The organism is Microbacterium sp. CnD16-F, from assembly GCF_024124465.1.
Taxonomy (GTDB): domain Bacteria; phylum Actinomycetota; class Actinomycetes; order Actinomycetales; family Microbacteriaceae; genus Microbacterium; species Microbacterium gawkjiense.
The window spans coordinates 15,402-32,536 of the sequence record NZ_JAMXSA010000031.1 but is presented as its reverse complement, the minus strand read 5'-3'; the positions used below and the strand labels follow the sequence as shown (position 1 = coordinate 32,536).

General features: G+C 72.0%; 19 protein-coding genes. 11 read left to right on the top strand and 8 right to left on the bottom strand.

The window, feature by feature from the left end:
• The coding region (cofD, locus tag NH287_RS09690; RefSeq protein WP_253035450.1) for a 2-phospho-L-lactate transferase at positions 1-811 on the bottom strand (811 nt) is incomplete at its 3' end.
• A gap of 33 nt (positions 812-844) precedes the next feature.
• Between cofD and cofE the strand changes: the two genes are divergently transcribed.
• The 6 genes from cofE to NH287_RS09660 all read left to right on the top strand — a co-directional run bounded on the left by cofE (position 845) and on the right by NH287_RS09660 (position 6,850).
• Positions 845-1,615: a coenzyme F420-0:L-glutamate ligase gene (gene cofE / locus NH287_RS09685; RefSeq protein ID WP_253035449.1), complete on the top strand. Its 771-nt coding sequence runs from the start codon at positions 845-847 to the stop codon at positions 1,613-1,615.
• A 63-nt stretch (positions 1,616-1,678) separates the two neighbouring features.
• The gene (locus tag NH287_RS09680) at positions 1,679-2,950 is read left to right on the top strand and encodes a histidine kinase (protein WP_253035448.1); all 1,272 of its coding nucleotides are present in this window, start codon (positions 1,679-1,681) and stop codon (positions 2,948-2,950) included.
• A complete protein-coding gene (locus NH287_RS09675; RefSeq protein WP_253035447.1) occupies positions 2,938-3,630 on the top strand; it encodes a response regulator transcription factor in 693 nt (230 codons plus the stop codon). The genes NH287_RS09680 and NH287_RS09675 overlap by 13 nt, the downstream gene beginning before the upstream one ends.
• Entirely contained in the window at positions 3,627-4,484 is an 858-nt protein-coding gene (locus NH287_RS09670; protein ID WP_253035446.1) for a hypothetical protein, read from the top strand. Before NH287_RS09675 ends, NH287_RS09670 begins: the two co-directional genes overlap by 4 nt.
• 318 nt (positions 4,485-4,802) lie before the next feature.
• Positions 4,803-6,485, top strand: a complete 1,683-nt coding sequence (pgi, locus tag NH287_RS09665) for a glucose-6-phosphate isomerase (protein ID WP_217529290.1) — start codon at positions 4,803-4,805, stop codon at positions 6,483-6,485.
• Positions 6,486-6,493: 8 nt separating this feature from the next.
• Positions 6,494-6,850 carry a hypothetical protein gene (locus NH287_RS09660; protein WP_253035445.1) on the top strand — a complete coding sequence of 119 codons (357 nt, stop codon included), beginning with the start codon at positions 6,494-6,496 and terminating at the stop codon, positions 6,848-6,850.
• Between the two features lie 6 nt (positions 6,851-6,856).
• Here the strand turns inward: NH287_RS09660 and NH287_RS09655 are convergent, their stop codons facing one another.
• Positions 6,857-8,098 (bottom strand): HNH endonuclease signature motif containing protein, encoded by a 1,242-nt coding sequence (locus NH287_RS09655; protein ID WP_253035444.1) that lies wholly within the window; start codon positions 8,096-8,098, stop codon positions 6,857-6,859.
• Positions 8,099-8,273: 175 nt separating this feature from the next.
• Here NH287_RS09655 and NH287_RS15270 point away from each other — a divergent pair, with 175 nt between their 5' ends.
• The 3 genes from NH287_RS15270 to NH287_RS09645 all read left to right on the top strand — a co-directional run bounded on the left by NH287_RS15270 (position 8,274) and on the right by NH287_RS09645 (position 9,333).
• Entirely contained in the window at positions 8,274-8,408 is a 135-nt protein-coding gene (locus NH287_RS15270; RefSeq protein WP_290440502.1) for a hypothetical protein, read from the top strand.
• A 15-nt stretch (positions 8,409-8,423) separates the two neighbouring features.
• A complete protein-coding gene (locus NH287_RS09650; protein ID WP_253035443.1) occupies positions 8,424-8,897 on the top strand; it encodes a hypothetical protein in 474 nt (157 codons plus the stop codon).
• Positions 8,898-8,958: 61 nt separating this feature from the next.
• Positions 8,959-9,333: a VOC family protein gene (locus NH287_RS09645; protein ID WP_253035442.1), complete on the top strand. Its 375-nt coding sequence runs from the start codon at positions 8,959-8,961 to the stop codon at positions 9,331-9,333.
• Positions 9,334-9,336: 3 nt separating this feature from the next.
• On the opposite strand, the gene NH287_RS09640 is transcribed toward NH287_RS09645, so the two are convergent.
• Both NH287_RS09640 and NH287_RS09635 read right to left on the bottom strand, forming a co-directional pair.
• Positions 9,337-9,918: a hypothetical protein gene (locus NH287_RS09640; RefSeq protein ID WP_253035441.1), complete on the bottom strand. Its 582-nt coding sequence runs from the start codon at positions 9,916-9,918 to the stop codon at positions 9,337-9,339.
• Between the two features lie 32 nt (positions 9,919-9,950).
• Positions 9,951-10,502 carry a helix-turn-helix domain-containing protein gene (locus NH287_RS09635; protein ID WP_253035440.1) on the bottom strand — a complete coding sequence of 184 codons (552 nt, stop codon included), beginning with the start codon at positions 10,500-10,502 and terminating at the stop codon, positions 9,951-9,953.
• Positions 10,503-10,569: 67 nt separating this feature from the next.
• Here NH287_RS09635 and NH287_RS09630 point away from each other — a divergent pair, with 67 nt between their 5' ends.
• Positions 10,570-11,499, top strand: a complete 930-nt coding sequence (locus tag NH287_RS09630) for an NAD(P)/FAD-dependent oxidoreductase (protein ID WP_253035439.1) — start codon at positions 10,570-10,572, stop codon at positions 11,497-11,499.
• Here NH287_RS09630 and NH287_RS09625 read toward each other — a convergent pair.
• Positions 11,482-12,123 carry a YdeI family protein gene (locus NH287_RS09625; RefSeq protein ID WP_253035438.1) on the bottom strand — a complete coding sequence of 214 codons (642 nt, stop codon included), beginning with the start codon at positions 12,121-12,123 and terminating at the stop codon, positions 11,482-11,484. The two genes, NH287_RS09630 and NH287_RS09625, sit on opposite strands and share 18 nt — an antisense overlap.
• Positions 12,124-12,156: 33 nt before the next feature.
• On the bottom strand, positions 12,157-12,858 hold the full coding sequence (locus NH287_RS09620) for an NRDE family protein (protein ID WP_253035437.1): 702 nt from the start codon (positions 12,856-12,858) through the stop codon (positions 12,157-12,159).
• A 42-nt stretch (positions 12,859-12,900) separates the two neighbouring features.
• On the opposite strand from NH287_RS09620, the gene coaBC reads away from it, so the two are divergent.
• The gene (gene coaBC, locus NH287_RS09615) at positions 12,901-14,142 is read left to right on the top strand and encodes a bifunctional phosphopantothenoylcysteine decarboxylase/phosphopantothenate--cysteine ligase CoaBC (protein WP_253035436.1); all 1,242 of its coding nucleotides are present in this window, start codon (positions 12,901-12,903) and stop codon (positions 14,140-14,142) included.
• Positions 14,143-14,318: 176 nt separating this feature from the next.
• Here coaBC and NH287_RS09610 read toward each other — a convergent pair whose 3' ends face one another.
• Both NH287_RS09610 and NH287_RS09605 read right to left on the bottom strand, forming a co-directional pair.
• The gene (locus NH287_RS09610) at positions 14,319-16,403 is read right to left on the bottom strand and encodes an alpha/beta fold hydrolase (RefSeq protein ID WP_253035435.1); all 2,085 of its coding nucleotides are present in this window, start codon (positions 16,401-16,403) and stop codon (positions 14,319-14,321) included.
• A gap of 44 nt (positions 16,404-16,447) precedes the next feature.
• Positions 16,448-17,020 carry a cysteine hydrolase family protein gene (locus tag NH287_RS09605; protein ID WP_253035434.1) on the bottom strand — a complete coding sequence of 191 codons (573 nt, stop codon included), beginning with the start codon at positions 17,018-17,020 and terminating at the stop codon, positions 16,448-16,450.
• Positions 17,021-17,135 lie beyond the last annotated feature (115 nt).

Here is a 17,135-nt window from a genome sequence, read left to right as displayed (position 1 = left end):
CGCCGTCGCGCGCGCCGTAGTGGCCGGCGACGCCGGCCGCTGTGCAGGGCACGCCCGCGACGCGCAGGCACACGTCGGCCATGCCGCGGACGGGCGCGTCGCCGATGATCGGCGAGACCCCGACGACCGGCGCGGACGCGGCACGGAGCGCGTCGGCCAGGCCCGGGACGGCGAGGATCGGACCGATCGAGACGATGGGGTTCGAGGGGGCGACGAGAATCGCGTCGGCCGCCGCGATCGCGTCCCGCACGCCGGGCGCGGGGACGGACGCATCGATGCCGGGGTTCTCGAAGCGAACGGGCTCGAGCCTGGCGCGGTGGCGGGTCCACCACTCCTGGAAGTGCATGCGCCCGGCATCCAGCACGACGTGGGTGTCGACCTCGGTGTCGGTCATCGGCAGGAGGGTCGCGCCGAGGTCCCACCGGGCCTGCAGCCGCGCGATCGCCTCGGTCGGGGTGAGGCCCTCGCGCAGCCACGACGTGCGGGCGATGTGCGCGCCGAGATCGAGGTCGCCGAGCAGGAACCACTCCCAGCCGACGTTCCACGCGGCCAGTTCATCGGCGACGCGGCGCGAGTCGCCGGCGCGCCCCCACCCCTGCGCGAGGTCCTTCACGCCGGCGAGCGCGTAGAGCATCGAGTCGACGTCGGGCTGCAGGCGGAGCCCGCTCAGCCACAGGTCGTCGCCGGTGTTGCAGACGACGGCGAGCTCGCCGCCCCGAGCCCGGAGCTCGTCGCGGAGGCCGGTGGCGAAGGTCGAACCGCCGACACCGCCGGCGAGCAGGACGACGCGGGGAGCGGAGGTCGAGGTCACGCATCCAGCGTACGGTCGCCGTATCCTGGGCCGATGCCCGAGGCCCCCGCACCGCTGACCGTCTGGCCGCTCGTCGGTATCGGCGAGATCATCCCCGGTGCCGACCTGGTCGATGAGATCGTGGCCGCCGCGGCCGGAGCCCTCCAGGACGGCGACATCCTGGTCGTCACCAGCAAGATCGTCTCCAAAGCCGAGGGCCGCTACCGTGACGCGGCGGACCGCGATGCGGCGATCGCTGAGGAGAGCGTGCGCATCGTCGCCGAGAACAAGGCGGGCACGGTCCGGATCGTCGAGAGCCGCTTGGGCATCGTCGCCGCCGCCGCGGGCGTCGATGCGAGCAACACCCCCGACGGTCTGATCCTGCTGCTGCCCGAGGACCCCGACGCGTCGGCGCGCGCCCTGGCCGCCGGCATCCGGGAACGCACCGGGGCGACGGTGGGGGTGATCGTCTCGGACACCCTGGGCCGCGCGTGGCGTGAAGGGCAGACCGACAGCGCGATCGGCGCGGCCGGAGTGGTCGTCATCGAGGACCTGCGCGGCGCGACGGATGCCTCGGGCCGCCCCCTCGCCGTCACGCTCCCCTGCGTCGCCGACGAGCTCGCCGGCGCGGCCGACCTCGTCAAGCGCAAGTCGAGCGGGATGCCGGTGGCCGTCGTCCGAGGCCGCGGCGACCTCGTCGGCGACCTCGACCTGCCCGGCGCCCGCTCGATCGTGCGGCCCGCCGAGCGGGACCTGTTCGGTGAGGGAACGCGCGAGGCGTACGCCCGCGGCCACGCCGACGGCCTCGCCCAGGCCGGGGGATAACCCGAACGGAGGTCTCCGGACGGCCCCGATGTGGCCCGCGGACCCCGCCCCTAGCGTGGTGACATGACTTCCGACACCTCCGTCCCGCCCCGACGGCTCCGGCCGCTGCGGCGCCTCGGCGCCCTCGCGCAGCTGGCCGCCGTCGCGGTGGCGGGCACCGGCATCCTCACCACCGTCGTCACCCTGGTCAGCACGGGGATCGGTACGGTGCTCGTCCTCGGCATCGGCATCCTCTTCCTCATCGCGGCGCTGTACCTCGCGTGGGCGGCGTCGTGGCTCGAGCACGAGCGCGCCGAGGGCCTGTACCGGCACGGCATCCCCCAGCTGCGGATCCGCACGAGCGGGCAGCCCGGGTTCCGCGGACTGCTCCGCACCCTGTGGCTGCAGTTCATCGACGGCGGGATGTGGCGCGGCATCGGCAGCCTCGCGATCGCCACCGTCCTCGGCTGGATCGTCATCGGGGCGACGTGGGCGGTCATCGGGTCGGTCGGCCTCGCGTTCTCACCGCTGACCGGGGATGCGGGCGGCACGCTGCCCCTTACCGGGATCGCCGTCGCGGACGGCTGGGCCGTCGCCGGGGGCGTCGTCGCGGCCCTGGTGAGCCTCGGCATCCTGTTCGGGATCTCCCTCCTCGACGACCTGCTGACCCGGTCGATCCTCGTCCCCTCCCGCGAGGCCGTCCTCGCCGAGCAGGCGCGTGCCGCCGGCGCGCAGCGCGCCGGCGCGGTGCGGGCCAGCGAGGTCGAGCGCACCCGCATCGAACGCGACCTGCACGACGGCGTCCAGCCGCGGCTCGTCTCGGTCGGGATGACCTTGGGGCTCGCGCAGCAGAAGATCGACTCCGACCCGGTCGCCGCGAAGGCGCTGATCGACGAGGCGCACACCTCGACGAAGGCCGCCATCACCGAGCTGCGACAGTTGGCCCGCGGCATCCATGCGTCTGTCCTCGACGACCGGGGACTTGATGCCGCCCTCTCGGCCCTCGCGGCACGGTCCCACGTACCCGTCGCCCTCGACGTCCGCCTCGACGAGAGGTGCAGCGCCACCTCGGAGGCCGCGGTCTACTTCGTCATCGCCGAGTCCCTCACCAACGCCGCCAAGCACGCCCGCGCCACCGAGGTGCGCGTCGTGGTCCGCAGCCGCGGCGACGCCCAGACCGGCCGCCTCATCTGGGCGCGCGTCGAGGACAACGGCATCGGCGGGGCTCGCGTGCTCCCCGGCGGCGGCCTCGACGGGATCATGAACCGGGTGCTCGCCGCCGGCGGCACCGCGACACTCGACAGCCCGGCCGGTGGGCCGACGTCCCTGGAGGTGACGGTCCCGTGCGCATCCTGATCTGCGAGGACTCCACGCTGCTGCGCGAAGGCCTGGTGCGCGTGCTCGAGGACGCCGGTCACACCGTCGTCGCTGCCCTCCCCCACGCCGACGCCCTCGTCGACACGGTGACCGAGACCGGGCCCGAGCTCTGCATCCTCGACGTGCGGCTGCCGCCGACCTTCACCGACGAGGGCATCCGGGCGGCGCTGACGCTGCGGGCGCAGCATCCGACCCTCCCCGTCCTGGTGCTCAGCCAGTACGTCGAGGAACGGTACGCGAGCGACCTCATCACCGGCCAGAACGCCGCCCTCGGGTACCTGCTGAAGGACCGTGTCGCCGATGTGCGGGACTTCCTCGACTCGATCGATCGGATCGCCGCCGGCGCGACGGTCCTCGACCCCGAGGTGGTGGCGCAACTGCTGACGCGCCGCGCCCGGGACGAGCGGATGGCGCGCCTCACTGATCGCGAACGCTCGGTACTCGCGCTCATCGCCGAGGGCAAGAGCAACGCCGCGATCGCGGCGGCGCTGTTCGTCTCGGAGGCGAGCGTCGAGAAGTACATCACCTCCCTCTTCCAGAAGCTCGGCCTCGAACAGGACGAGCACGGCAACCGACGGGTGCTCGCGGCGCTCGTCCACCTCGAACACAGCGCACCGCCCGCCCCCGGGCATCCCGATCAGAACGGAACACTCCGATGAGCATCGACCTCACTCCCCCGCCCGCCGCGTCGGCACCCACCGGCACGCAGCCGCCGCAGCCGCCGCGCCCGTCGGCGCAGATCGTCGCCATCATCGCGATGTGCCTGGGCGGCCTGCTGCTGCTCGGCGCACTGGTGTCGGGAATCGGCTCGATCGCCTACGCCGCGTCCGTTCGCGGCACCGGCGGCGGCACCGCCGACACGAGCGGGGTGGACGCCCTCTCGCTCGACGTCTCGGCGGGCCACGTGGTGGTGCAGTACGCCGACGTCGACCAGGCGATCCTCGAGGTCGCCGGCGGCGACGGGAACTGGAGGCTCGAGCGGCGCGACGCGACCCTCAGCCTCACCAACGACCGTCCCTGGTGGGCGTTCCAGGTCGGGTTCGGCTGGGACGACAACCGGGCCACCCTGACCCTTCCCGCCGCGATGGAGCAGCAGCGGCTCGACGCGGACTTCGACGTCTCGGCGGGCTCGCTCACCGCCGACGGCACCTACGGGCGCCTGGAGCTGCACGTCGGCGCGGGTGATGCGGACGTCTCGGGCACCGCCGACGACGTGCGGGTCGACGTCAGCGCTGGCGAGGCGGATGTGCGCGTCGACGGCGCCGCGCGCGCGAACCTCACGATCGGCGCCGGCCAGATCATCGCCGACCTGACGGGCAGCGCGCTCGACGAGATCCGGGCCGACGTCAGCGCCGGCACCCTCGTCGCGACCGTCCCGAACGAGCCGTACGACGTGACCTCCGACGTCTCGGCGGGCTCGTTCGACAACCAGCTCGACACGTCCGACGGCGCCACCCGCACCGTCGACGTGCAGGTCTCGGCCGGCTCCGCCACCTTCCGCCCCGCCGACTGACCCGCTTCGCGCCACGAGCCGACGCGACGTGCGCTCCACACCCCGTGGAGGCAGCACTTCGCGTCGGCTCGACGCTTTGTAGGTCAGCCGACGCGGTCGGGCTGGCGCGGCTCGCCAGAGCGGTCTCGACGACGCGTCGCGGCGGGCCGCGGCATCCGCTCTGCGCGTCGCGACGGGCAGGGGCGCGGCGGTCGTCGTCGTGACGCACGACCTCGGCGTACTCGGGGAGGTCGATGAGGTGGTGACACTGGCGGAGGGCCGGATCGGCGCGTCTGTCATGCGTGGACGGAGCCTCGATAACGTGAGTAGCGTTGAGGGGTGACCAACGCTCCGATCGATGCCACCACCACCTCCGCCTGGGCTGAACTCGAGTCGCTGAAGGCGGGCTTCACCCCGGACCTCCGCGGCTGGTTCGCGTCGGACCCGGAGCGCGTCGCCAAGCTGACGCACGACGTCGCGGATCTGCACGTCGACCTGTCGAAGAACCTCGTGACCGACGAGGTCGTCGCCGCGCTGGTGCGTCTCGCCGAGCAGACCGGTGTCGCCGAGCGGTACGCCGCGATGCTCGCGGGCGAGCACATCAACACGACCGAGGACCGCGCCGTGCTGCACACCGCGCTGCGCCGTCCGGCCGACGCCGTGCCGTCGCTGACGGTCGACGGCCAGGACGTGGACGCCGATGTGCAGGGCGTGCTCGACGCGATGGCGGAGTTCGCCGGACGGGTGCGGTCGGGTGAGTTCACCGGCATCACGGGCAAGAAGGTCGAGACGGTCGTCAACATCGGTATCGGCGGGTCGGACCTCGGCCCGGTGATGATCTCGGCGGCGCTGGAGCCGTATGCGGATGCCGGCATCTCGGCACGCTTCGTCTCGAACATCGACCCGTTCGACATCGCGTCGAAGACGAAGGACCTCGACCCCGAGACGACGCTGTTCATCGTCGCGTCGAAGACGTTCACGACGCTCGAGACGCTGACGAACGCGCGCCTCGCGCGGGACTGGCTGTGGGAGGGCCTCGCGTCGGCGGGGGCGATCGACGGCAGCGACGAGCAGAAGAAGGATGCCGTCGCCCACCATTTCGTCGCGGTGTCGACGGCGCTCGACAAGGTCGCGGAGTTCGGGATCGACACGGCGAACGCGTTCGGCTTCTGGGACTGGGTGGGCGGCCGCTACTCGGTGGATTCGGCGATCGGGCTGTCGCTCGTGATCGAGTTCGGACCCGACACGTTCCGCGAGCTGCTGGCCGGGTTCCACGCCGTGGACGAGCACGTGCGGACGACGCCGCTGGCGCAGAACGTCCCGGTCCTGATGGGGCTGTTGAACGTCTGGTACACGAACTTCCTGGGCGCGCAGTCGCACGCGGTGCTGCCGTACGCGCAGCAGCTGAGTCGGTTCGCCGCGTACCTGCAGCAGCTGACGATGGAGTCGAACGGCAAGTCGGTGCGCTGGGACGGCTCCCCCGTCACGACCGACACCGGCGAGGTGTTCTGGGGTGAGCCGGGGACGAACGGCCAGCACGCGTTCTACCAGCTGATCCACCAGGGCACGCGGCTGATCCCGGCGGACTTCATCGCGTTCGCGAACCCGGCGTACGCGCTGACGGACGGCGACCGGGACGTGCACGGACTGTTCCTGGCGAACTTCCTGGCGCAGACGAAGGCGCTGGCGTTCGGCAAGACGGCCGAGGAGGTCGAGGCCGAGGGCACGACCGGTGCGCTCGTCGCGGCGCGGACGTTCCCCGGCAACCGTCCGACGACGTCGATCTTCGCGCCGTCGTTGACCCCGCGTGTGCTCGGCGAGCTCGTCGCGCTGTACGAGCACATCACCTTCACGCAGGGCGTGATCTGGGGCATCAACTCGTTCGACCAGTGGGGTGTGGAGCTCGGCAAGCAGCTCGCGATGCAGATCGCGCCGGCGATCGAGGGCGACAGCGACGCGTTCGAGTCGCAGGATGCCTCGACCAAGGCGCTGCTGGAGTACTACCGCGACCACCGGGCCTGACGCGCCCGATGCGCCTCGAGATCGAGGTCGGCGGCTGGGAGCACGACTGTTGCGGCCCTGAGCTCGTCCGGTTCACGCACGTGGAGTGGACCGTGATCCCCGTGCCCGACGGTCCATTCCTCGAGACGCATCACGGCTTGGATGAGACGGAGGGCCCCGAGGTCACCGACGTCACCGGCACGATCGTGGAGCTGGAGGCCATCGAGCGAGATGGTTCGCGCACGACGATCGCACGTGTGCCCAGCGGGCGCGCCCTCCGCGGGATGGACGAAGACGACGCGGGTGACGTCATCGAGCTGTACACCGACCGCCTCATCGACGTATCTGACGATGGCTTCATCGTGACCGTAGAGGTGACGGACTGAGGTCGGCTAGAACGGTGGTGGTCCGGGTGGGTCGGTGGTGAAGGTCGGGATGCGGCGTTCGGGCCTCACGAGGTAGACCCGGCCGGCGGGTGAGGTCCATTCGAGTGCGCCGCCGGGTTTCGCTTCAACCTGCCAGTCGGAGTGGTGTTTGAGGGTGTGATGCCCGCGGCACAGCGGGGCGAGGTTGTCGGCGGCGGTGTTCCCGCCGTGGTGCCAGTCGATGGTGTGGTCGAGGTCGCACCGGTCGGCGGGGATGCCGCATCCGGGTGCCATGCACCGGGCGGCCCGCCAGGTGACGAGCCGTCGCAGGTCGGCGGGTGGCCGGTACTGCTCTCGTCCGACGGAGAGGACGACCCCGGTTTCGGGGTGGGTGAGCACCCGCATCCACCCCGACGCCGCCCCGCACAGTTCCCGCGCCTTATCGAGGGGGATCGGGCCGACGCCATCGACCTGCGCGGCGGGACCGTCACCGGTGAGGAGGGTCAGGGCGGGAACGGTGACCGCCACCGTAGGGCGGATACCGCGCGCGGAGTCGGGGAGCGCGTCGGTTTCGCCGTCGAGGAGCAGGTCCCCGAACACATCGGCGCGCTTCTGATCCAACGTCCGCTCATCGTCGGGTGCGGTCAGGGTTTTCGCGATCGCGGTGAGCCTGCCGGCGATCGCGTGTGCTTCGACTGCGGGCAGGTGCGCGGTCAGCCACGCCATCCCATCCACCCCCGCATCCACCCGCACGTATCGGTGTGCGACGGCGGCGGCGTGCTGTTCGGCGAGGGTCGCTTCCTGCTCGCGGTCGACGATGCGTTTCATCGCGCGCCGGAACGGCCCGGTCGGGAGTTCTTCCGCGAGGCTCAGCACCTCAGACACGAGCCCCGCGGTCACGTCGTCGAGCTGGTCGAGCCCGTCGACGATGATCGTCGCGTGGGTGTCGGTGATGTCCGCACGGCTCATCGCCTCCCACACCTTCGGGTACCGGCGCAGCAGCGCGTGCCCGACACCCATCAACCGTCCCGCGGCGTGCTCGGTGATCCGCAACGCGGCGGCGACTTCGAGCCGCACCGACCGTTCCACGAACGCGACCGGCTCGTCCCGTCGGCGGGCGTCGGCGATCGCGTCGTCCCACAACTCGACGATGCACGCGTACCGCTGCGCGGCGTGGATGGTCGCCATGTCCGCGCTCAGCACCACCCAGTCCAGGGTCGTCGGGATCCCTTCCGGGACCTCGTCGCGACGATCGGCTGAACTGGACATAGTCCCAGACTAGGAGGGGGTTCCGACATCGCTTTCGGCTGTCGCCCGGCATCCGTCCCGCCGCTCGTCGAGACGTCGCAGATGGTCGCCTTCGATGCCGCCGGCCGACCATCTGCGACGTCTCAGCGCCACCACCCGGCCACCGCAGACGCACACCACCCGCTAGCGTGCAGGCATGCGCAGACGCAGACTCACCTGGACGATCGGCGGCGTCGGACTGATCGCCGCGGGTGTCGCCGGGATGCTGCAGGGTGCCGCCCTGGGAACGCCCCTCATCGACACGCTCGCCCTCCTCGTCGACACCCTGTAGGCGGCGTCGGTCCTCGTGTTCGCGATCGGCTCGTCGTCGCACGACAGCGTCACCGCGCGGAGGCCGCTCGGCACGATCGCGCTCATCCTCCTCGCGCTCTGGTCGTCCGCGATGCGGGTCATCGGCCTGTTCCAGGACCCGACGAACCCGACGCCGATCGTCCCGTGGGAGGTCACCATCCTCATCCCCCTCGCGCTCAGCCTCGTCGCCGTCGTGCAGATCGCACGCGCGGGCGTCGTGCCGCGCCGGTGGCGGTGGATGCCGGCCATCGCCCTCGGTGTGCAGGTGGCATCGGTCGCCCTCTGCCAGCTCCTCATGATGGACCCGGCGACCACGATGCAGACCGTCGGACTCGCCTCCGCCCTCGGGATGATCGGCTTCCTCGCCGGCACCCTGGGCCTCGGCATCGTCGCGCTTCTCGCGGTCGCGTCGGAACGACCGGCATCCGTTCCCGTGTTTTCGTCGCCGAACGACTCACCTAACGACTGACCCTGGACAACTCCCAGCCGCAGCGGGACCCTGGTCGCACACCTCGGCGAAGGAGACGACCATGTTCCAGGTGGACGGCGCGTACAGCGGCTTCGCGGTCGACGACATCGATGCGGCGCGAGAGTTCTATGCCGACACCCTCGGCCTGGAGGTCGTCACACTCGACAACGGCTTCCTGCAGCTCCACCTGGCGTCGGGAGCCGCTGTGCTCATCTATGCGAAGCCGCACCACGAGCCGGCCGGCTTCACGATCCTCAACTTCCCCGTCGACGACGTCGACGCCGCCGTCGACGAGCTCAACGCGAAGGGGGTCGAGACCGCGATCTACGACGACATGCCCACCGACTCGAAGGGCATCATGCGCGAGACGGGCGGCTCGGTGATCGCATGGTTCCGCGACCCGGCCGGCAACGTGCTCGCCGTGCACGAGCGCTGAGGCTCAGGACTCCCAGTACCCCACCGCGCACAGCAGCCGCGTCTCGTCGTCGGCACCCGCGGGCGGTTCGATCGCCGGCGGGAACACACCCCACTGGCGCCATTCGTCGGCGTGGGGCACGACGTGCTCGTTCAACCCCTCGATGAGCTCCGGCGACAGGTGGAACGGGATGCCGAGCCGTTTCGCGATCAGCCACGCCTGGAACGCGCGGTACGTCGCCAGGTGCGCATACCCCTCGTTCGCGGGATAGTCGCCGTACTGGAAGCGGAACACCGTTCCCGGCGCGACGCCCTCGCGCACCGCAGCGGTCGCGGTGTCGTTCAGCCGGTCGTACGACCCGATCGGCTCGTCGCCGAGCAGGTCCGCGTCCCGGAAGTCGTCGCCGTCGGCGACCGACTTCCCGGCGAGGACATCGGGGACCCACGCCTCGTCGTACGCGTGCGCGAAGAGGATGTCGCGGAAGGTGGGGTCAGGGGTGGACGTCCACTCCTGCGGCGCCGGCTTCGACAGGTCGGCCGCGTCGATGCGATCGATGACGGAGCGCAACGCGGCATCCGCCTGGAGGAACAGCTCATCGGCTTTCATGGCGACACGGTACGACCGGCCCCCGACATCCGTCACGCCCCGTGCACGTGGATGCGCTCGCCCGACGCGCTGAAGATGCTCACCACCTCGGCCGGGCCGTCCGAGGTGGCGCTGATGCTGTGCGGCAGGCGCGTGTCGAACTCCGCCGCCTCGCCCGCCCCGATGAGATGCTCCCGCCCGTCGAGCACGAGCCGGATCGTGCCGCTCAGGACGTAGAACCACTCCACCCCGTCGTGGACCTTCGGCGACGGCGCGGCACCGGAGGCGGGGAAGCGGATCTTGTACGTCTGCACCGGCGAGTGCTCGAGCGTGAGCGGCGCGACCACTCTGCCGTGCCGCCGCTCGGTCGCCCGCCGCACCCGCGGGTCGGCGGGCTCCCCGCGCACGAGGTCGTCGAGACGCAGATCGAGAACCGACACGAGCGGCAACAGCAGTTCGAGGGATGCCTGGCGTCGCCCGGACTCCAGCCGCGAGAGCGTGCTCGTCGACATCCCCGCCTTCGACGCGAGGTCGGCCAAGGTCCATCCGCGCTGCTGCCGCGTCGCGCGCAGCCGTGCGCCGACCCGACTGAGATCCATTGCCATCTGGATCAGTTTGCCATTTCCGCAAGACCGTTTGCCGAAAGCATGGCCACCGACACAGGGTGGAGTCATGACAGACATCCGCTACGACGCCGTCATCGTGGGCGGCGGCACCGCCGGCCTCAGCGCCGCCCAGATGCTCGGGCGCGCCCGACGCCGCACCCTCGTGATCGACGCCGGTGCACCCCGCAACCGTTTCGCCGCGCACATGCACGGCGTCCTCGGTCACGACGGCCGCTCCCCCGCCGACCTCCTCGAGACCGGACGCGCCGAAGCACGCGCCTACGGGGTCGAGTTCCTCGACGGGGCCGTCCTGTCGCTCACCGACGACGGTGACCGGATCACTGTCACCCACGAGCGCGGGGAGGTCTCCGCCCGGGGCGTCGTGCTCACGACGGGCGTCGTCGACGACCTGCCCGAGATCGCCGGGCTCCGCGAGCAGTGGGGCCGTGGCGTCTTCCACTGCCCGTACTGCCACGGCTACGAGGTCGCCGGTCGCCGCCTCGGCGTGCTCGCGACGTCGCCCGCGAGCACGCATCAGATCGAGCTCATCCGGCAGTGGAGCGATGACGTGACGGCGTTCACGGCCGCGATGGGCGAGCTCGACGAGACGGTCGCGGGCCGCCTCTCGGCGCGCGGCATCCGGATCGTCACCTCCCCCGTCACCCGACTGCGCACCGAGGACGACGCGATCGTCGCAGCCGTGACGGCGGACGGAACCGCGCACCCGATCGAGGCCCTGCTCACCGCGCCGACGCCCCGGCTGAGCCTCGCCTCCGCCGAGAACCTGGCCCTCGCCGTGTCCGACACCCCGGGCGAGGGGCTCCGTGTCGGCATGCGCGGCGCCACCAGCCACCCGCGCGTCTTCGCCGCCGGCAACGTCGTCACGCCGTTCGGCAACGTGCCGCTGTCAATGGGGCAGGGATCGATGGCGGGCGCCGGGCTCAACGCGGCGCTCGTGACGGAGGACGCGGCGCGCGCGTCACTCCTGCGCGGCTGAGGCAGCCGCCGCAGCGGCACGTGCCAGCCACGCGGGCGGCTCACCGTACCGCTGGAACGGCACGAGCCGCCCGGCCGCGGAGTCCTCGACGAGCGTCGCGAGCCGGTCGGCGCGCGTCTGCTCGCGCTTGGCGCTCTGCACCCAGTTCGCGACCGCCCGCCGGTAGGACGGCGTCGCGGCATCCCAGAACGCCTGGGCGGCAGGGTTCGCGGCGAGGGATGCCGCCTGCTCCACCGTCAGCTCGTTGCGCTGCTCGTGCGAGTAGACCCCGGTGAGGTCGGCCGTGCGCTTCTCATAGGCGGCCAGCCCGGCCGGCTGCATCCGTCCTTCGGCGTGCAGGCGTTCGACGTGCGCGATGTTGACGGCGCTCCACACCGAGCGAGGTTTCCGCGGCGTCCACCGCTGGATGCGGGCGCCGTCGCCGATGCCGCGGCTGATCGAGTCGATCCACCCGAAGCGCAGCGCCTCGGGCACCGCGTCGGCCCACGTCAGCCCCTGACGCGGGTCACCCTTCTTGTAGAACACCGTCCACACCTCGGGAGCGGTCGCGTGGTGCGCCTCGAGCCAGTCGCCGAACTCCGTCGCCGAGGCGAAGAAGATGGGTTCGGATGCCGGTTCCACCATGCTCGCGAAGCTACCACCGGCATCCGACGCCGCTCAGCGCAGCTGCAGGCTGTTCCAGGCGCCGGGTTCGTCGAGCTCGCCGTAGACGACCTCGGCGCCGCCTGCGGAGACGGATGCCGCGCACACGAGCAGCGACAGCGTCGGATACCCGTGCGGCCGGTTGTCGCGGATGATCGCGCGGTCGTCGGTCGGGGGCAGCGCCGTCGTGCGCTCGAGGGCACCCAGCCAGTCCGCCACCCAGTCGTCGTCCGCCGGCGCGGCGAAGGCGTCGTGCCACGCGACGATGCGCGCCGTCTTCGGGTCGTCGACGTCGTCGTGCGCGATCATGTGCACGCCCGGGGCGAGGTCGACGGTGCGGACCGCGGCACCGTCCCACATCGCGACGCGCGCACGACCGGGGGTCACCGTCAGGAGGTTGAAACCATGGGTCGGCGGGGCGTCCGGCAGTCCGCCCCCAGAGGCGGCGTCGAGCACGATGTGCCCGCGCGAGCCCGTCGCAAGGGTGTCGTCGATGAGGTCGGCGCGGTTGAGGACGACCGCCAGCCGCGCGCCCGCGGGATCGGCCGCGAGCCACGCGCCGCCCGCTCGGGTGTCGCGCACCCCGATGACACCGGGACGGTCCGGCCACCAGGCGCCGAGCGGATCCCACGCGCGCCCTGGGTCCTCGTCGCGCACGGCGAGCAGCCGGATCGCCGCGGCGGGATCCTCCGGGACGTGGACGATGACGGTGCACATCGTTCCGGCCTTTCGCGTCCGACCCCGTGGGAGGATCGGACCATGTTCGTCGTCGTGGGCGTCTCGGGCGGCATCGCCGCGTACAAGACGGTGCAGGTGGTCCGTGCGCTGGTGACCAACGGGCACGAGGTGCACATTGTTCCCACCGAGGACGCGCTCCGCTTCGTGGGGACCGCCACGTGGGAGGCGATCAGCCGCCATCCTGTCACGACGAGCGTGCACGACGACGTCGCCGAGGTGCGTCACGTCGCCCTCGGCACGCAGGCCGACCTCGTGATCGTCGCGCCGGCGACCGCCAACACGCTCGCGAAGATGGCCGCCGGGATCTCCGACAACCTGCTCGGCGTCACCCTCCTCGCGACGACCGCGCCGGTGGTCGTCGCCCCGGCAATGCACACGGCCATGTGGGACCACGCCGCGACGCAGGCGAACATCGCCACCCTCCGTGAGCGCGGCGTGCACATCGTCGGGCCCGCCGACGGACCGCTGACCGGCGGCGACAGCGGCCCGGGGCGCATGGTCGAACCCGACGAGATCGTCGCGGCGGCCCTTGCCGCCGTTGACGAGCAGACGACGGATGCCGGTGCCCCCCACGACCGCGATGACCTCCGCGACCTCGACGGCCTCCGCGCCGTCGTGTCGGCGGGTGGCACGCGCGAGCCGATCGATCCGGTGCGCTACCTCGGCAACCGCTCGAGCGGACGACAGGGCGTGGCCGTGGCGGTCGCGGCGGCCGACCGCGGCGCACGGGTGCACCTCGTCGCGGCGCACGTCGACGACGGCGTGCTCGGCGATGCGGAGCGGCATCCCGGCATCACGATCGAGCGCGCCGGGACGGCGGCGGAGCTCGACACGGCCGTCCGGGCTGCGGCATCCGAGGCGGACGTCGTCGTCATGGCCGCAGCCGTCGCGGACTTCTCGGTGCCCGAGGTCTCGGACGTCAAGATCCGCAAGGAGGACGGCACCATCACCCTCGACCTCGTCGAGAACCCCGACATCCTCGCGGGCCTGGTCGAGCGCCGCCGGCCCGGGCAGACGATCGTGGGCTTTGCCGCCGAGACGGCCGACTCCGACGACGAACTCCGCGAACGCGGCGTCCGCAAGCGGGCGCGGAAGGGCGTCGATCTGCTGACCGTCAACCGCGTCGGCTGGCAGCAGGGCTTCGAGGCCACCGAGAACGCGGCGCTGTTCATCGACGGGACCGACGAGGTCGTCGCGGAGGCGTCGGGATCCAAGCGCGCCGTGGCCGACGCCCTGTGGGACGCCGTGCGTCGACTGCGCTGACGCGCTGGAGGGGTCCGACCGATCCGGGGACCCGGGTGCCGCGTGCCGCCGCACGAGCGACCAGTTGCGTCCCCGGAACCGGCGCCGCCGGCGTTCCGGGGGCCCGGGATGCCGCGCCCCGGCATCCGACGCGACCAGTTGCGCCCCCGGAACACGCCCCCGCCGCGGCGCCCGGGTCAGCCGAGCCCGGCGACCTTCGGCGCGGGCTCGCCGTGCACGTGCTCGCCGAGGAAGCCGAACACCGTCTCGTACCAGACGACCGCGTGCTGGGGCTTCAGCACCCAGTGGTTCTCGTCGGGGAAGTACAGGAACCGGTGCACCGTCGTGCCGTCGTCCTCGCCGAAGCGCTCGTTGAGCTCCGACCAGAGGCGCAGGCTCTCGCCGATCGGCACGCGGTAGTCGCGGTCGCCGTGGATTACGAGCAGCGGCGTCGAGATGTCCTGCACGAAGCGGTGCGGTGAGTTCTCGATCATTCCCTCGGGCGTGAAGATCTCCTGCCAGTACGACGAGCTGTCGGTCGTGCCCGCGAACTGGTCGAGCGCCCACAGGCTCGCGTGCGTGACGATCGCGCGGAACCGATCGGTGTGGCCGGCGACCCAGTTCGCCATGTACCCGCCGAATGAGCCGCCCATCGCGGCGGTCTTCGTCTCGTCGATGTCGGCCCGTGCCACGACCTCGTCGGTGATCGACATGAGGTCGGTGTAGGGCTTGGCGCCCCAGCTGTTCCAGCCGCGCGCGATGAACTCGAGGCCGTACCCGGTCGACAGCGCCGGGTCGGGCAGCAAGACGGCGTAGCCGCGGGCGAGGGCGAGCTGCGGGTTCCAGCGCCAGCTCCAGGCGTTCCAGCTGTTCAGCGGTCCGCCGTGGATCCACAGGAGCAGGGGTGCAGGGGATGCCCCATCCGCCCCCTCCGGCAGGAGCAGCCAGCCGCGCACCCGCGCACCGTCGTCGGCCGTCGTCTCGACCTCGGTCATCGCGCCGGCCGGTGTCGGCAGCGGAGCCGGGGTCGCCAGCACGGTCACGGTGCCGTCGGGGTCGATGCGGACCGGATGCGGCGGCACCATCCACGACGAGCGAAGCGCCACGAGCGCACCCGTCGCGCGGTCGACCGACACGTTCGAGTACGCGTGGTCGTCCGTCGTCAGCTGCACGGGGGCGCCGCCGTCGAGCGGCACGCGGAACACCGGCCCGCGCCCGCCTTGATCGGCGGTGACGGTGAGCGCGGTGTCGTCGTGCGCCCATGCGATGCTCGTCGGCCAGCGGTCCCAGCCCTCGGCGAGGCGGCGCGGCTCGGAGCCGTCGATCCCGGCGACCCACAGCTCCTGATCGGCCGGGCCGGTCGGGTCCGAGAACGCGGCGCGGCCGTAGGCGATCAGCCGGCCGTCGTGGCTGATCGCGGGCGACTCGAAGTACGTCGAGCGCTCCTCGAACAGCGTCGTGCGCTCGCCCGAGGCAACGTCGATCGAGACGATCGCGAAGCGCTCGGCGCGCCCCTGCGGAAAGCGCATCGCGGCGATGAGCGTGCGCCCGTCGGGGGTGAGCGCGGCGCCGGCGGTGTCGGCCGTGCGGCCGGGCGCGGGCGTCAAGTCGCGCGGGCGCGGAAGGGATGCCGGGTAGGGGGTCGTGGCATCCGGTTCGTCCTCGGCCGTGTCGGAGGCGGCGAACGACCGGACCGAATCGGAGAGGTCGCCGAGGTCGAGCGAGAGCAGGTGCGGCTCGGCGGGGCCCAGGTCGTGATCCCAGTACCGCACCGGGTAGGTCGTGTGCAGGATCGCCGAGAGCTTGCGCTTCTTGCGCTCGGCGCGCAGCGTCGCGTCGGCCTCGAACGAGTCGGCCGACGGCAGCAGGTCGGCCGACAGGACGGCGACGGATGCCGCATCCGCGACGGCCGCGATCCCCGATACTCCCCCGGCCAGCCGTGTGATCGCTCGCGCGTCACCCCCGCCCGCGGGCAGCAGCCAGAGCTGCGCCGCGTCGTCGTCGCCGTCGCCTTCGGCGTCGGGACGCGCGCTCACGAAGAGGAGGTCGCCGTCCGCCGTGAATGCGGCGCCCTGCTCGCCCTTCGCCGACCGCGTGAGCCGCCGCGCCGAGCCGCCGCCGGTCGCGCGGACCTCCCACAGTGCGCGGTCGTACCCGGTCTTGTCCTTGCTCAGCGTCGCGACGGTGAGGACGGCGCGGGTGCCGTCGGGCGACAGCGCGACGGCGTCGATGCGGGGCAGGGCGATGTAGTCCTCGAGCGAGACGAAGGGGGTATGCGGCATCCCTCCACGCTAACCGCGCACCCGCCGGGGCGACAGGACCCGGCTCAGCGCAGCAGGTCGGCGGTGGTGACGACCGTCGCGAATTCGCCGTCGAGGTTCGTCGCGGTGACCGCCGCCAGTGTCGCGGCCGGGACGACCGTGCCGTCGGGCGCCGTGCGGTCGAACGAGTGGGTCGCGTCGAGGGCGAAGTACACGTCGTACCCGAGATTGCCGCCCACGCGCGCCGTGGTCTCGCAGCAGTGGTTCGTCGAGATGCCGGTCACGACGAGCTGCGCGATGTCATTCGCGCGCAGCCACGCGTCGAGGTCGGGCGACCCGTGGAACGAGGAGTTGACGCTCTTCGTGACGAGCAGATCCGGCGTGCCGGTGACCTCGGGCTTGAGGTCGTTGCCCGGCTGCCCGGGCCGCAACGGCGAGGCATCCGACGTCGAATCGTGCCGGACGAACACGACCGGCCACCCCCGCTCGCGCCACCGGGCCAGGAGCGCGGCGATGTTCGCCTCGCACGCCGGATTGTCACGCTCGCCCCAATGGGCGGTGTCGTCGAACCCGCGCTGCACGTCGACGACGAGGAGGGCGGCACGGTCGAGGGCGAGGTCTCGCGGCGGGATCTGCACGCTCCGAGCCTGACACGGGGTGTTGCCGGGCGGCGGTCAGGATGCGCCGGGATCCTGCCAGGACTGGTGCCCACGGCATCCGGTGTCAAGGGTGTCCGCGGATGCCGCATCCTCG

Coding starts and splice junctions, on each gene's coding strand:
- NH287_RS09635 (WP_253035440.1), bottom strand. CDS start 10,502: ATGGCAATGGATCTCAGTCGGGTCGGCGCACGGCTGCGCGCGACGCGG.
- NH287_RS09680 (WP_253035448.1), top strand. CDS start 1,679: ATGACTTCCGACACCTCCGTCCCGCCCCGACGGCTCCGGCCGCTGCGG.
- NH287_RS09660 (WP_253035445.1), top strand. CDS start 6,494: ATGCGCCTCGAGATCGAGGTCGGCGGCTGGGAGCACGACTGTTGCGGC.
- cofE (WP_253035449.1), top strand. CDS start 845: ATGCCCGAGGCCCCCGCACCGCTGACCGTCTGGCCGCTCGTCGGTATC.
- NH287_RS09655 (WP_253035444.1), bottom strand. CDS start 8,098: ATGTCCAGTTCAGCCGATCGTCGCGACGAGGTCCCGGAAGGGATCCCG.
- NH287_RS09640 (WP_253035441.1), bottom strand. CDS start 9,918: ATGAAAGCCGATGAGCTGTTCCTCCAGGCGGATGCCGCGTTGCGCTCC.
- NH287_RS09610 (WP_253035435.1), bottom strand. CDS start 16,403: ATGCCGCATACCCCCTTCGTCTCGCTCGAGGACTACATCGCCCTGCCC.
- NH287_RS09620 (WP_253035437.1), bottom strand. CDS start 12,858: ATGTGCACCGTCATCGTCCACGTCCCGGAGGATCCCGCCGCGGCGATC.
- coaBC (WP_253035436.1), top strand. CDS start 12,901: ATGTTCGTCGTCGTGGGCGTCTCGGGCGGCATCGCCGCGTACAAGACG.
- NH287_RS09625 (WP_253035438.1), bottom strand. CDS start 12,123: ATGGTGGAACCGGCATCCGAACCCATCTTCTTCGCCTCGGCGACGGAG.
- NH287_RS09670 (WP_253035446.1), top strand. CDS start 3,627: ATGAGCATCGACCTCACTCCCCCGCCCGCCGCGTCGGCACCCACCGGC.
- NH287_RS15270 (WP_290440502.1), top strand. CDS start 8,274: ATGCGCAGACGCAGACTCACCTGGACGATCGGCGGCGTCGGACTGATC.
- NH287_RS09645 (WP_253035442.1), top strand. CDS start 8,959: ATGTTCCAGGTGGACGGCGCGTACAGCGGCTTCGCGGTCGACGACATC.
- NH287_RS09630 (WP_253035439.1), top strand. CDS start 10,570: ATGACAGACATCCGCTACGACGCCGTCATCGTGGGCGGCGGCACCGCC.